Consider the following 13,386-nt stretch of genomic DNA (forward strand, 5'->3'; position numbering starts at 1 on the left):
ATGCCCGGTCCCGGCTACGCCTTCTTCGGGGACGAGGAACGCGCGAACGTCCAGCAGGTGCTGAACACGTGGTCCCGCACGACCGCGGCGCACTCCTACCCCCTCGGCGACCTCACCCAGACCCGGCTGTTCGAGGAGGAGGCCGCGCGCCGCCTGGCGAGCCCGTACTGCCTGTCCGTCAACAGCGGCACGTCGGCCCTCATGACGGCGCTGGCGGCGCTGGGCATCGGCCCGGGCGACGAGGTCATCGTCCCCGGGTACCTGTACGTCGCCTCGGTCGCCGCCATCGTGCACTGCGGGGCCACGCCCGTCGTGGCGGAGATCGACGAGACGCTGACCCTGGACCCGGCCGACGTCCGGGCCCGCATCACGCCGCACACGAAGGCACTGATGCCCCTTCACATGCTGGGCGCCCCCTGCGACATGGCCGCGCTGATGGAGATCGCCGAGGAGCACGGGCTGGTGGTGCTGGAGGACGCGGCGCAGGCGTGCGGCGGTACCTACCGCGGCAGGCCGCTGGGCAGCTTCGGCCGGGCCGGGGCGTTCTCGCTCAATATGTTCAAGGTGGTCACGGCCTGCGACGGTGGGTTCCTGCTGGCCGCCGACGAGCGCACCTTCCAGCGGGCCTACGGCTACCACGACCACGGCTGGTTCCCGTACCGCGCGGAGGAGGGGCCCGGCGACCGGATGCTGGGGCTGAACCTGCGGATGACCGAGCTGACGGCGGCGGTCGCCCGCGCCCAGCTGGCCCGGCTGGACGGCGTCCTCGCCCGCACCCGGGCGCAGCGGGACGCGCTGGCCGACCTCATCCCCGTACGGGACGGCTTCGTCCGCCGTCCGTCGCACGACGCCGCCGGGGACTGCGCGACCGTCCTGGTCCACGTCTTCGAGGAGCGGGCTGCGGCCGAGGCCGTGGCGAAGCGGCTGGGCACGAAGACGCTGCTGCACTCGCCCAAGCACTACTACGGCGGGCTGCCGGAGCTGCGCGCCCTGGCCGCCGGCGACACCGGGCCCTGCCCGTCCCGGCGCCCGGAACCGGCCTGGCGCCGCCAGGACTTCCGCCCCGGCGCCCTCCCCCGCACCGACGACGTCCTGAGCCGCGCGGTGGCCCTCACCGTGGGCCTGTCGGACACCTACCTGGGCGCCGACGCGGGCGTCACCGTGTTCAGCGGCCCCGACGAGATCGCCGCGGCCGCCGAGCGCTTCCGGGCCACGGCCGACGAGGTGCTGGGCTGACGCAGTACGGGCCGCAGCCGCCCTCGAACCGGCCGGGGCCCCGCCCGACGTGAGGAGACGACATGCCCTCGATCCCGCTGATCAGCGTGGTGGTGCCGTGCTACGACGAGGAGGCGGTGCTGGAGCGGACGCACCGGCGGCTCACCGCCGTGCTGCGCCGCCTCCCGGACTGCGCGCACGAGGTGGTCTACGTCGACGACGGCAGCCGGGACGGCACCTGGCGCACGCTGGCCTCCCTCACCGGCGGCGACCCGGCGGTCCGGCTCGTCCGGCTGACCCGGAATTTCGGCCACCAGCAGGCGATACTGGCCGGGCTGCGGGCCGCTGCCGGGGACGCGGTGGTCACCATGGACGCCGACCTCCAGGACCCGCCCGAGCTGATCCCGGAGCTGGTCGAACGGTGGCGGGCGGGCTGGTCGGTGGTGTCGGCACGGCGCACCTCGCGGGCCGGGGAGAGCCGCTTCAAGGTGATCACCGCGCATGTCTACTACCGGCTGCTGGCCGCGCTCGCCGACCAGCCGGTGGCCCTGGACACCGGCGACTTCCGGCTGCTGGACCGGGCCGTGGTCCACCTGCTCACCGGACTCCCCGAAGGGGAGCCGTACTTGCGCGGCTCGGTGTGCTGGGCGGGGTTCCCGGAGACGAGCGTGGCGTACGACCGGCTGCCGCGCCCGGCGGGACGCTCGAAGTACTCGCTGCGGAAGATGGCCGACCTCTCGCGGCGCGGCCTGGTGTCCTGCTCCCCCGCGCCCGCCCGGGTACCGGCCGTCATCGGCCTCACCTGGCTGGGCGGCGCGGCCATGACCGCGGCAGTGCGCCGTCACCGACTGCCGCTGGCCGCCTGGACGTTCGGCTGCGAGGCGGTACTCCTGGGGCTGCTCGGCGAGTATCTGCGGCTGGTCCACCGCGAGCTGCGCGGCCGGCCGCCGTACGTGCTGCTGGAGCGGCACCCGCCGCAGCCCGCCGGCCAGGCGGCCGGCGGCGTACCGGACGGCACCGTGCGACCGCTGGCCGTGGCCCGCAGCGCACAGGACCGGGCGGCGCAATGAGCACGGCACCCGGCGGCGACTGGGACGTCATCGTCGTGGGCGCCGGCTTCACCGGGCTCGGGGCGGCGCACGAGCTGGGCCGGGCGGGGCTGCGCTGCCTGGTCCTGGAGGCCGGGGACCGGGTGGGCGGCCTCGCGGGCACCTTCCCGGTCGGCGGGCGGCAGCTGGAGCGCTTCTACCACCACTGGTTCGCCTCCGACACGGACATCTTCCGGCTCTGCGCGGAGCTGGGCTGCGGCCACCTCGTCGAGCGGCACCAGGGCCGCACCGGCTTCTACCACGCGGGCGGCATCCACCGGCTGTCCACGCCGCTGGACGTGCTGCGCTTCGCGCCGCTGCCGCCCGCCGACCGGCTCCGGCTCGGCCGGTCGGTGCTGCGGGCCGGGCGGGTGCGGCACTGGCGGGAGCTGGAGGCGCTGACGGCCGAGGAGTGGCTGGTGCGGCTGGCGGGCCGCCGGGTGTACGACCGGGTCTGGCGGCCGCTCCTGGAGGGCAAGTTCGGGGAGTACGCGCCCCAGGTCGGCGCGACCTGGATGTGGACCAAGTTGCATCTGCGCGGCGGCAGCCGCAGCCGCGCGGGCCACGAGGTGCTGTACTACCTGCGCGGCGGCTGCGGCGCGCTGCTGGCCGCCTGGCTGCCGGAGCTGACCCGGCTCGGCGTGCGCGTCCGTACCTCCTGCCCGGTCACGGACGTCCTGGCCGACGCGCGGGGCGTCATCGGCGTACAGGCGGGCGGTGTCCGGTACGCCGCCCGGCGGGTGCTGGTGACGACCGCGCCAGGGCCCGCCGCCGCCCTGCTCGCCGGCCAGGAGCGCGCCCACCCCGCCGTCCCCGGCCTCCGACGACAGCTCACCGCGATCCCGTACCTGGCCAACATCTGCCTGGTACTGGAGAACGACCGCCCGCTGTCGGACACCTACTGGCTCAACGTCACCGACCCCGGTTTCCCCTACGTCGGCGTCATCGAGCACACCAACCTGGACCCCGCGTGGCACTACGGGGGACGGCACGTGGTCTACCTCTCGAAGTATCTGCCGGCCGGCACCGGGCTGTACCGGATGCCGGACGACCAGGTCTACCGCTACAGCCTGCTCCACCTGCGCCGGATGTTCCCCGCGTTCCGGGAGGAGTGGGTGCGCGGGTGGCACGTGTGGCGCGCGGAACACGCCCAGCCGGTGATCACCCGGTACTACTCGCGGACCGTCCCCGCCACCGAGAGCCCCCTGCCGGGCCTCTATCTGGCCGGCATGGCCCAGGTCTTCCCCGAGGACCGGGGCACCAACTACGCCCTCCGGGGCGGGCAGCGGGCCGGCCGGCTGATCGCCGACCGCATCCGGGCCGGGGCCCGGCCCGCGCACCCCGCCCCGCTCACCACGGGAGCGGCAGAATGACCGACCTCTTCACCGCCGAGGACTGCCTGCACATGACGCCGCGTCAGGTGCACGGCTTGTACCGCCGTTACGTCAGCCGCAGCCAGGTGTCACTGATCGGCTCCTTCGGCTTCGGGCACGACCTGGCCGAACGCGCCGAGGGCTGCTGGATCACCCTGCGCGACGGGCGGCGCATCCTGGACTTCACCGGCGGCATCGGCGTGCTGAACCACGGGCACAACCACCCGCGCATCCTCGCCGCGCGCCGCCGCTTCGCCGAACGCCAGGCGATGGAGGTGCACAAGAACTTCCTCTCCCCCTACGTCGCCGCGCTCGGCCACAACCTCGCGCAACTGCTCCCCGGCGACCTGAACATCAGCTACTTCCCGAACTCCGGCGCCGAGGCGGTCGAGGGCGCGGTCAAGCTGGCGTACAAGTACCACCGCGGCCGCCGCGGCACGGTGCTGCACTCCGACATCGCCTTCCACGGCAAGCTGCTCGGCGCGGGCAGCCTCACCGCGTCACCGGAGGTGGACTTCCCGTTCCCCGGGCTGCCGGGCACCGACGCGTTCGCCTACGACGACCTGCACTCCTTCGTCCTCGCGCTGGAGCGGCACACCGCCGGCGACGGCGGCAGCGACGTGTACGCGGTGGTGCTGGAGCCGTTCAGCGCCTCGGCGCTGCGCGAGTGCTCCGAGGATTTCCTGCGCGGGGTGCGGCGGCTGTGCACCGAGCGGGACATCGTGCTCGTCTTCGACGAGGTGTACACCGGCTGGGGCCGGACGGGGACGCTGTTCCACTTCATGCGGTACCCGGGGCTGGTCCCGGACGTGCTCACCACCTCCAAGTCCTTCGGCGGCGGCAAGGCGTCGATCTCCGGCTACATCGCCCGCGAGGCGCTGTTCCGGGCCGCGTACGACAACCTCGCCGACGCGACGCTGCACAGCACCACGTACTACGGCTTCGGGGAGGAGACCGTCACGGCGCTGGAGGCGGTGGCCATCGCGGTCGAGGACGACTATCCGGGTCGGGCCGTGCGGATCGGCGAGCAGCTCGCCGCCGGCCTGGCCCGGATCGCCGCCCGGCACCCGGGGCCGGTCGCGGGCACGGCCGGGCGGGGCGCGCTGCACGGCGTGTTCCTGCGGGCCGGTCATCCGGCGCTGGACCGCGTGCTGCGGCTGCTGCCCGGCTCCTTCGCGCGGGACCCGCGGCTGCGGCTCAAGCTGATCACCGCTGCCGTGATCGCCGCGCTGTACCGGGACCACGACGTGCTGGCGTTCTACGGCTCCAACCACGGCCTGCCGCTGATCGTCGCGCCGCCGCTGGTGGCCGGGGACAAGGAGGTCGAGGTGTTCCTGGAAGCGCTGGACGCCGTGCTGGACCAGGGCACGCCCCGGCTGCTGGCGGCGTTCGCCAAGGACAAGGCGGTCCGGCGATGAGGGCCCCGGGCACTGTGGAGCGGGCGCTGTCGGCGAGCGGGCTGCCCGCGGTGTGGGCCGCGCGTCATCCGGTACTGCGGGAGGCCGAGGCGCTGGAGCGCGCCGCCGCCCATGTCACCGGCAGCCTGCGGGTCCAGCCCCGCGCCTACCGGATCGCGGCCGGGCTCGCCCTGCGCCTTCTGCCGCTCGCGTTCCTGCTGGTCACCGGCCGGTGGGTGACCATGGCCGGGCCGGATGCGCTGGTGTGCGGGAGCGAGCGGCTGGCGCGGTTGCCGGGGTGCGCGCTGCTGCTGCGGTCGGTCGAGACGCTGGCGCTGTACGGCGGGCTGGACGGCCGGCCGGACCGGCTCGTGGCGGGCGCGGCACCGCCGTCGCCCGTGCCTCCGTCCGTGCCACCCTCCGTACCGCCCGTACCGCCCTCCGTGCCGACGGGAGCGCCGTCATGAGCGGCCGCCGCACGCCGCCACGTGCCGTCGACTGCGAAGCGCTGGTGATCGGCTCCGGAGCGGGCGGGGCCGTCGCGGCCCTGGAGCTGGCCAGGGCGGGCCGCCACCCCCGCGTACTGGAAGAGGGCCCGCGGGTGTCCCCCGCCGAACTCGCCGCCGCCGCACCGGCCGACAGCCTGCGCCGCCTGTACCGCAACGCGGGGCTCACCCCGGTCTTCGGCAGCCCCGTCATCCCGTACGGCGAGGGCCGCTGCGTGGGCGGCACCACCGTGGTCAACGGCGGCCTGCTGTGGGAGCCGCCGGCCGGACTGCTGGACCGCTGGGCGGACGGCCTCGGCACCGACGGCTACCGCCTGCGCCACCTGGCCGGGCACCTGAACGAGATCTCCCGGCGGCTGGCGGTGGACGTCCAGCGGCACGGCGCGGGCAACGAGGACTCCCGGCTGCTGGCCGCCGCGGCCGACGCGCTGGGCTGGGGCTGGACGCTCGCCCGGCGCGCCGCACCGGGCTGCGCGCACCGCAACCGCTGCCCCACCGGCTGCCCGTCGGGCGCCAAGCAGACGATGGCGACGACGTACCTCCCGGAGGCCGAGCGGTACGGCGCGCGGATCGAACCGGGCGTACGGGCCGTACGGCTGGACCACGACGGCGGTACGGTGCGCGCTGTACGGGCCGTGGGGCCCGACGGTGAGCCGGTGCGGTATCGCCCACGTACGGTCTTCCTCGCCGCCGGGGCCGTCGGCAGCGCCGTGCTCCTCCAGCGCAGCGGCATCCACCGCAGGACAGCCGGGCGCGCCATGGCCTTCCACGTCAATCTGCGGCTTCCGGTGCGCTTCGGCTCCGCGGTGCACGCCGGGCGGGGCACCATCTTCACCGCCCAGCTGAGCGAGTTCGGCGGGCTGGGCATCCATGTCATGGCCGCCAACCTCACGCCCGGGTCGCTGGCGGCGGCGCTCGCGCGCCAGGGCCCCGGGGTGGTCGACGCGGCGCTGTCCGACCTGCCGCGGATGGCGGTCTTCACCGTGCAGGTCCGGATGACGGGGCGGATACGCGTCGGCCGGTTCCCCGGCGCGGGCACGGTGCTGCGCCACCGCCTCACCCCGTACGACGTGGACCTGCTGCGGTTCGCGCTGGTGCGCGCCGCGCGGCTGCTGTTCCGGGCCGGTGCCGTCGAGCTGTACCCGCCGGCGCCGGGGGTGCTGGGCTCGCCGCGCGCCGCCGAGGAGTTCGCCCGCTGGTCCGACCCGCGCAGTTGGGACCTGGTCTCCGTGCACGCCATGGCGTCCTGCCCGATGGGGCCGCCCGGGCGGGGCGGGGTGTGCGACACGGACGGCCGCCCGTACGGCTTCCGCAATCTGTACGTCTGCGACGCGGCGGTGCTGCCGGGCCCGACCGGCATCAGCCCACAGGGAACGATCATGGCGTTCGCGCACGAGATCGCCACCCGGCACCTCACGGCCCCGGCAGCGGGCCCGCTAAGGAGGCACCGATGACGACCGGCCACCACCCGGACCTGCCCGGGCTGTTGCGGCCCTCCGGCCCCGAGGTGGACTGCGACATCGCGGTCATCGGGGCCGGTATGGGCGGCGCCACCCTGGCGTACGCGCTGCGCGACTCCGGCGCCCGGGTCCTCGTCGTCGAGCGCGGCGACTTCCTTCCCCGGGAAGCGGCGAACTGGTCGCCGCACGCGGTCTTCAGCCAGCGGCGGTACCGCAACGCCGAGCACTGGTACGACGCCGGTACCGGGCGGCGCTTCCAACCGGGCGTGCACTACTACGTCGGCGGCAACACCAAGGTCTTCGGAGCGACCCTGCCGCGGTTCCGGGAGGCGGACTTCGGCCCGGTGCGGCACCCCGAGGGCGTCTCGCGGGCCTGGCCGTTCTCCTACGCGGAGCTGGAGCCGTACTACGCCGAGGCCGAGCGGATCTACCGAGTGCACGGCACCGCCGGGCAGGACCCCACCGAGCCCTGGCGCTCTGCCGGCTTCCCGTACCCGGCCGTGCCGCACGAACCGGCGGTCGCCACGCTGGCCGACGCGCTGCGGGCGCAGGGCCTGGCCCCCTTCGACCTGCCCACCGGGATCGACCTGCGCCCGGGCGGGGCCTGCGTGCGCTGCGCCACCTGCGACGGCTTCCCGTGCCTGCTGGACGCCAAGAGCGACGCCGACGTGTGCGCGCTGCGGCCCGCGCTGGCCTCGGGGAACGTGTCCCTGCTGACCCGCACCACCGTGACCGGGCTGCGGACCGATCCGCCGGGGCGGCGGGTGACCCTCGCCGCTGCCCGGCACGACGGTACGGAGCTGCGCATCCGCGCCGACCGGTACGTACTGGCCTGCGGCGCGGTCAACACCGCCGCGCTGCTGCTGCATTCCCGCACCGGGCGGCCCGAGGGCCTGGCGAACTCCTCCGGGCAGGTCGGCCGGAACTACATGGTGCACAACAGCACCTTCCTCGTCGCCGTCGATCCCCGCCGCCCGAGCGGGACGGTCTTCCAGAAGACCCTGGGCCTGAACGACTGGTACCTGGCCAACGGCGCGCACGGCCCGCTGGGCAACGTCCAGACCCTCGGCAAGCTCGGGCCGGTCACCGCCCGTGGCCTCCGCCCCCATCTCCCCACCGCGGTACTGGACTTCCTCACCCGGCACAGCGTCGACCTCTACCTCACCAGTGAGGATCTGCCGGCCCCGGACAACCGCGTCACGGTCGGCCCGAGCGGCGCGATCCGGGTGGGGTGGCGGCCGGTCAACCTCGCGCCGCACCGCGAACTGGTGCGCAGGACCGCCCGGATGATGCGCCGGGCCGGCTATCCGCTGGTGTCGGCGCGGCGCATGGGCATCGACGTCACCTCGCACCAGTGCGGTACGGCGGTCGCCGGCACCGACCCGGCCACCAGCGTCGTCGACCCCGGATGCAAGGCACACGACCTGGCCAACCTGTGGATCGCCGACAGTTCGTGGTTCCCGTCGTCGGCGGCCGTCAACCCCGGCCTGACCATCGCCGCCAACGCGCTCCGCGTCGCGGACGGGCTGCTCCCCCGCACGCCGCCCGGTGCCGGGAGCGCGCGGACGGCCCGCCCGGCTCCGTGAAGGGAGAATCCTGATGACCGCCCCACCGCTGCAGGACCTGTACTGGCCGCCCGTACGGCCCTTCGGAGGGCTTGCCCCCGAGCTGGCCCGGTTCCTGAGTGCGCCGGCCGACGCCCAGACGGAGCTGCTGGCCCGGCTCCGCCACGACCCGGAGGCGCACGGCAGGTTCCTGCACGAACACCTGGCCACGCTCTGCTCCCGGTCCCTGGGCTACCGCGACGGACCGGCCACCCTCACCCGCGACGACGACCTGGAGATCGCCCTGTTCGCCGCGCGGACCCGGCTGGAACGCGAACTCTTCGACGTCTGGGCCACGCCCGCGCCGGTCCCCGAACCGGACGGGCAGGAGGCGGCGGCCGACCACCTGGACGCGCTGGCCGCCGACAACACCGGCGTCGGCCACCCGCTCTTCCGCTACCTGGCGCGGGACGCGACCCGCGACCGGATCGAGTACTTCGTGCGCTGCGAGCTGATCCGCAACGAGGTCGTGGACGACGAGGTCGCGCTCCTCGTGGTCGGGCTCCAGGGCAAGCAGAAGGCGGTCGCGGCGGCCAACCTCTGGGACGAGTGCGGCCGCGGCCGGCTGGAGAACTTCCACACCTACTGGCTGCGCCGCCAGCTCGGCTCGGCCGCCGGCTGGGAGGAGCTGGCCCGCTACCGCAGCGCCCATCCCTGGTACGCCAAGATCACCTCCAATCTCTTCACGGCGCTGCTCACCCGCCCGTCCCGCACCCAGGCCGCCTACGGCTGCTTCTTCGTCTTCGAGAGCTGGGTCGAGCCGCACTTCCGGCTGCTCCTGGAGGGCATGGACCGGGTGGGCCTGCACGACGAGGACACCCGCCTCTACTTCACCGCGCACACCCGGATCGATCCCCGGCACAGCCAGGAGCTCTCCGACGGGCTGCGCGCCCAGCGCCCCCGCCTGTCCCCCGCCGAGCTCTGCCAGGTACTGCGCGGCGCCCATCTGGCGGTCGACGCGGGGACCCGCCAGTACGACCGCCTGCTCCGGCACCTCGAAGGGTGGCGGGGCCCGGAGACCGGGTAAGGGATCGGGAGGCACACACATCCCGCTAAGTTGTGACGTACTGTCACTTGATCAGGAGGCGTCGTGAGCCGTACCGCAGAGGGCGCACCGGCGAGGGACGGTGCGTGGGTGCTCGGCCTGGACATCGGCGGCACGGTCATCAAGTCCGCGCTGATCGCCCCGGACGGCACTGCCGTCGCCGAGCGCCGCTCCCCCACCCGCCCCGAGGACGGTCCGGACGCCGTGCTGACGGCCGTACTGGACCACGCCGAGCGGGCCGTGGCCGAGGCCCGCGCCCACGACGTCACGGTGCGGGCGGCGGGCATCGCCTCCTGTGGGCTGGTGGACGAGGCCGCCGGCACGGTCGTGTTCTCCTCTGTCGTCAAGTGGCGGGACGTCCCGCTGCGGCGGCTGGCGGCCGAGCGGCTCGGCCTGCCGGTCGTTCTCGGCCACGACGTGCGCTCCGGCGGCGTCGCCGAGGCCCGGCTCGGCGCGGGCCGCGGCCACCCCGTCGTCCTCTTCGTCCCCGTCGGCACCGGCGTCGGCGGCGCGCTGCTGCTGGACGGCCGGCCGTTCCCCGGCAGCCACTGGCGCTCGGCGGAGATCGGCCATGTGGTGCTGCGGCCCGAGGGCGAGCCGTGCGGCTGCGGGCAGCGGGGCTGCCTGGACACGATCGCGGGCGGCGCCGCGGTCGCCCGGCGGTACACGGCGGCGTGCGGTGCGACGACGGGCGGCGCGACCATGGGCGGCGCGGGGCCCATGGTGGACGCGGCCGAGGTGGCCCGGCGGGCGGCGGCGGGCGATCCGGCCGCCGGCCGGGTGTGGGACGAGGCGGCCGACGCGATGGCGCAGGCGCTGCTGACCGCGGTGACGCTCTTCGACCCCGACGTGCTTGTCCTGGGCGGCGGCCTCAGCCAGGCGGGCGACCAGCTCCTCGTCCCGCTGCGGCGGCACTTGGAGCGCCGGGTCGCCTTCCAGGTGCTGCCCGACCTCGTCCGCGCGTCCCTCGGCGAACGCGCGGGCCGCGTCGGTGCCGGCCTGCTGGCGTGGGACCTGCTGCACGCCGGACGAGCCGGCGCGGTCGGCACCACGGCCTCCGCCTCCGCGGCCTCCCTTCCCTGAGCCGGGCCCCGCGGGCTCGGCGCCCTCTTCGAGAGGTCCACGATGCGCCCACGTCCCCCCACGCCCGCCCGGTTCGTCGAGGGCCGCACCATCGACGCCGTACCGGCGGATGAGCGGCACGGCCGGCCGCGCGACCTGTTCGCCCTCTGGTTCGCCGCGAACATCAGCCCCCTCACCCTCGTCTCCGGCACCCTCGCGCCGGTCGTCTACGGCCTCGGCCTGTGGCCCGGCATCGCCGCGGTCCTCCTGGGCAACCTCGCCGGCGGGTTCCTCATGGCCCTGCACGCGGCCCAGGGGCCGAAACTGGGCGTGCCCCAACTGATCCAGAGCCGCGGCCAGTTCGGCAGCCACGGCGCGCTGCTCGTCACCGTGCTGGTCGTGTTCATGTACGCGGGCTGGTTCGCCTCCAACCTCGTCATCGCCGGGCAGGCGCTCCACCAGGTCGTGCCCGCGCTGTCCGTCCCGGCCTGGCTGGTGGTCTGCGCTCTCGCGGGTCTGGTCGTCGCCACGGTCGGCTACGACCTCATCCACCGGGTCGGCCGCTGGGCGACGCTCCTCGCCCTGGCCCTGCTCGCGCTCTGCGCCGTACGCGTCCTGGCCACTCCCGACGTACTCCAACGGGCGGCGGGCAACGAGGACTTCACCCTCGCCGGCTTCGTCGGCATGGCCGCGACCGGCGTCCTGCTGCAGATCGCCTACGCACCGTACGTCTCGGACTACACCCGCTACATGCCCGCCGACGCCGCCGGGCGCCGCTCCACGCTGTGGTTCACCTACTGGGGCTGCGTGCTGGGCAGCGCGCTGCCGATGCTGCTCGGCGTGGTCATGGGCCTGGCCGTGTCCGACGACGCGATCGGCGGGCTCGCCGCGGTCCTCGGCACCACCCTGTCCGCCGTCGTGCTCTTCGGCTTCGCCGTCGTCGTCGTGCACATCAACTCGATGAACCTCTACGGCACAGCACTGTGTCTGGTCACCGCGGGCCAGACGTTCCGGCACCGCTGGCTGCCCGGCCGCGCCGCCCGCACCGCGCTGATCGCCGCGCCGCTGGCCGCGAGCCTGACCATGGCGCTGGCCTTCCAGAACTCCTTCCTGGCCGCCTACACCGACTTCCTCTCCGTCCTCCAGTACGTCCTGATCCCGTGGACCGCCATCAACCTCGTCGACTTCTATCTGATCCGGCGCGGCACGTACGACGTGGCGTCCTTCTTCGCTCCCGCGGGCGGGATCTACGGCCGCTTCCGCACCCCCGCGCTGCTGCTCTACGCCGCGAGCTTCGCGCTCCAGATCCCCTTCATGCACACCTCGGCCTACACCGGCCCCGTCGCCCGTGCCCTGGGCGGTACGGACCTGGCCTGGGCCGTCGGCCTGACCGCGGCGGCCACCGCGTACGGGGCGGTGGCGCGGTTACGTGGTGTGCATTCCATTGACACTCCCCAAGGCCCTCCCTACTGTTCCGGCGAATCGCTTCGACGGCCGTAGTCGAAACGGTTCGACGCCCCGGTCCGGGGGACGCGGTTTCGAGGAGAGTGCAATGGTCAAGATCACTGATGTGGCGCAGCGCGCCGGCGTCTCGCCGAGCACGGTGTCGTACGTCCTCAGTGGCAAGCGCTCCATCTCCGCCGCGACCCGGCAGCGCGTCGAGGCGAGCATCCGCGAGCTCGGCTACCGCCCGCACGCCGGGGCGCGGGCCCTGGCGAGCAGCCGGTCCAATGTGGTGGCGCTCGTGATGCCGCTGCGCACCGGCATCCACGTGCCCGTACAGATGCAGTTCGCGGCGTCCGTGGTCACCACCGCCCGCACGCACGACCACGACGTGCTGCTGCTGACCCAGGAGGAGGGCGAGGACGGGCTGCGGCGGGTGGCGGACAGCGCGCTGGTGGACGCGCTCGTGGTGATGGACGTACAGCTGCACGACGCCCGCATCCCGCTGCTGCGCTCCCTCGGCCTGCCCTCCGTGCTCATCGGTTTCCCCGCCGAAGCCGCGGGACTGACCTGCATCGACCTCGACTTCACGGCGACCGGCGCGGAGTGCGTCGGCCACCTGGCACGGCTCGGGCACCGCTGTGTGGCGCTGCTGGGGTCGCCGCCGGAGGTGTACGCGCGCGACACCGGCTTCGCCCGGCGGACGGCGGCGGGCTTCACGGCCGCGGCCCACCGGTACGGCATGACCTCGACCGTGCTCCCGTGCGCACCCGGCGCGCAGGCCGCACGGGAGACGGTCGACCGGCTGCTGCGCGAGCATCCGGACCTGACGGGCGTCGTCATTCACAACGAGCCCGCCGTCGGCCCGCTGCTGGAGGCGTTCCAACGGGCCGGGCTGCGCATCCCGGAGGACCTGTCCGTCGTCGCGTTGTGTCCGGACGAGCTGGCCGAGGGGGCCACCGTGCCCCTCACCTCCGTCGCCCTCCCCGCCGCCGAGGTGGGCGAGCGGTCGGTGGAGCTGCTGATGGCGAAGCTGGCCGGCCGCGAGGTCCCCGAGGCCACGCTGCTGCCCCCGCAGCTGACCGAGCGGGCCAGTACGGCAGCGCGCGCACACCTGAACTGACGAGCCCGGGCAACCGCCCTCCGCACCACCGGCATCACCGGCACCACGTACCCCGTTATCGAAGCGCTTC

Annotated in this window: 11 protein-coding genes; all 11 read left to right on the forward strand. The window is 74.5% G+C overall.

Annotated elements, in window-relative coordinates:
- Nucleotides 1-1,236 carry a DegT/DnrJ/EryC1/StrS family aminotransferase gene (locus tag ABT381_RS03565; RefSeq protein ID WP_351587168.1) on the forward strand — a complete coding sequence of 412 codons (1,236 nt, stop codon included), beginning with the start codon at nucleotides 1-3 and terminating at the stop codon, nucleotides 1,234-1,236.
- Between the two features lie 62 nt (nucleotides 1,237-1,298).
- Nucleotides 1,299-2,285, forward strand: coding sequence for a glycosyltransferase family 2 protein (locus ABT381_RS03570; protein ID WP_351587170.1), 987 nt, complete (start codon nucleotides 1,299-1,301; stop codon nucleotides 2,283-2,285).
- Nucleotides 2,282-3,676, forward strand: coding sequence for an NAD(P)/FAD-dependent oxidoreductase (locus ABT381_RS03575; RefSeq protein WP_351587172.1), 1,395 nt, complete (start codon nucleotides 2,282-2,284; stop codon nucleotides 3,674-3,676). The genes ABT381_RS03570 and ABT381_RS03575 overlap by 4 nt, the downstream gene beginning before the upstream one ends.
- Nucleotides 3,673-5,094 carry an aspartate aminotransferase family protein gene (locus tag ABT381_RS03580; RefSeq protein ID WP_351587174.1) on the forward strand — a complete coding sequence of 474 codons (1,422 nt, stop codon included), beginning with the start codon at nucleotides 3,673-3,675 and terminating at the stop codon, nucleotides 5,092-5,094. The genes ABT381_RS03575 and ABT381_RS03580 overlap by 4 nt, the downstream gene beginning before the upstream one ends.
- Nucleotides 5,091-5,540, forward strand: coding sequence for a hypothetical protein (locus tag ABT381_RS03585; RefSeq protein ID WP_351587176.1), 450 nt, complete (start codon nucleotides 5,091-5,093; stop codon nucleotides 5,538-5,540). Before ABT381_RS03580 ends, ABT381_RS03585 begins: the two co-directional genes overlap by 4 nt.
- Nucleotides 5,537-7,033 (forward strand): GMC family oxidoreductase N-terminal domain-containing protein, encoded by a 1,497-nt coding sequence (locus ABT381_RS03590; RefSeq protein ID WP_351587178.1) that lies wholly within the window; start codon nucleotides 5,537-5,539, stop codon nucleotides 7,031-7,033. Before ABT381_RS03585 ends, ABT381_RS03590 begins: the two co-directional genes overlap by 4 nt.
- A complete protein-coding gene (locus tag ABT381_RS03595; RefSeq protein ID WP_351587180.1) occupies nucleotides 7,030-8,625 on the forward strand; it encodes an FAD-dependent oxidoreductase in 1,596 nt (531 codons plus the stop codon). Before ABT381_RS03590 ends, ABT381_RS03595 begins: the two co-directional genes overlap by 4 nt.
- Before the next feature lie 13 nt (nucleotides 8,626-8,638).
- Entirely contained in the window at nucleotides 8,639-9,670 is a 1,032-nt protein-coding gene (locus tag ABT381_RS03600; RefSeq protein ID WP_351587182.1) for an iron-containing redox enzyme family protein, read from the forward strand.
- 63 nt (nucleotides 9,671-9,733) lie between these two features.
- Nucleotides 9,734-10,771, forward strand: coding sequence for an ROK family protein (locus ABT381_RS03605; RefSeq protein ID WP_351587184.1), 1,038 nt, complete (start codon nucleotides 9,734-9,736; stop codon nucleotides 10,769-10,771).
- A 42-nt stretch (nucleotides 10,772-10,813) separates the two neighbouring features.
- Nucleotides 10,814-12,250: a purine-cytosine permease family protein gene (locus tag ABT381_RS03610; RefSeq protein ID WP_351587186.1), complete on the forward strand. Its 1,437-nt coding sequence runs from the start codon at nucleotides 10,814-10,816 to the stop codon at nucleotides 12,248-12,250.
- Between the two features lie 52 nt (nucleotides 12,251-12,302).
- Nucleotides 12,303-13,316, forward strand: a complete 1,014-nt coding sequence (locus tag ABT381_RS03615) for a LacI family DNA-binding transcriptional regulator (RefSeq protein ID WP_351587188.1) — start codon at nucleotides 12,303-12,305, stop codon at nucleotides 13,314-13,316.
- Nucleotides 13,317-13,386 lie beyond the last annotated feature (70 nt).

This window comes from Streptomyces sp. NPDC000151 (genome assembly GCF_040301705.1).
Lineage (GTDB): Bacteria > Actinomycetota > Actinomycetes > Streptomycetales > Streptomycetaceae > Streptomyces.

Coding starts and splice junctions, on each gene's coding strand:
- ABT381_RS03615 (WP_351587188.1), top strand. CDS start 12,303: ATGGTCAAGATCACTGATGTGGCGCAGCGCGCCGGCGTCTCGCCGAGC.
- ABT381_RS03600 (WP_351587182.1), top strand. CDS start 8,639: ATGACCGCCCCACCGCTGCAGGACCTGTACTGGCCGCCCGTACGGCCC.
- ABT381_RS03575 (WP_351587172.1), top strand. CDS start 2,282: ATGAGCACGGCACCCGGCGGCGACTGGGACGTCATCGTCGTGGGCGCC.
- ABT381_RS03565 (WP_351587168.1), top strand. CDS start 1: ATGCCCGGTCCCGGCTACGCCTTCTTCGGGGACGAGGAACGCGCGAAC.
- ABT381_RS03580 (WP_351587174.1), top strand. CDS start 3,673: ATGACCGACCTCTTCACCGCCGAGGACTGCCTGCACATGACGCCGCGT.
- ABT381_RS03570 (WP_351587170.1), top strand. CDS start 1,299: ATGCCCTCGATCCCGCTGATCAGCGTGGTGGTGCCGTGCTACGACGAG.
- ABT381_RS03595 (WP_351587180.1), top strand. CDS start 7,030: ATGACGACCGGCCACCACCCGGACCTGCCCGGGCTGTTGCGGCCCTCC.
- ABT381_RS03590 (WP_351587178.1), top strand. CDS start 5,537: ATGAGCGGCCGCCGCACGCCGCCACGTGCCGTCGACTGCGAAGCGCTG.
- ABT381_RS03610 (WP_351587186.1), top strand. CDS start 10,814: ATGCGCCCACGTCCCCCCACGCCCGCCCGGTTCGTCGAGGGCCGCACC.
- ABT381_RS03585 (WP_351587176.1), top strand. CDS start 5,091: ATGAGGGCCCCGGGCACTGTGGAGCGGGCGCTGTCGGCGAGCGGGCTG.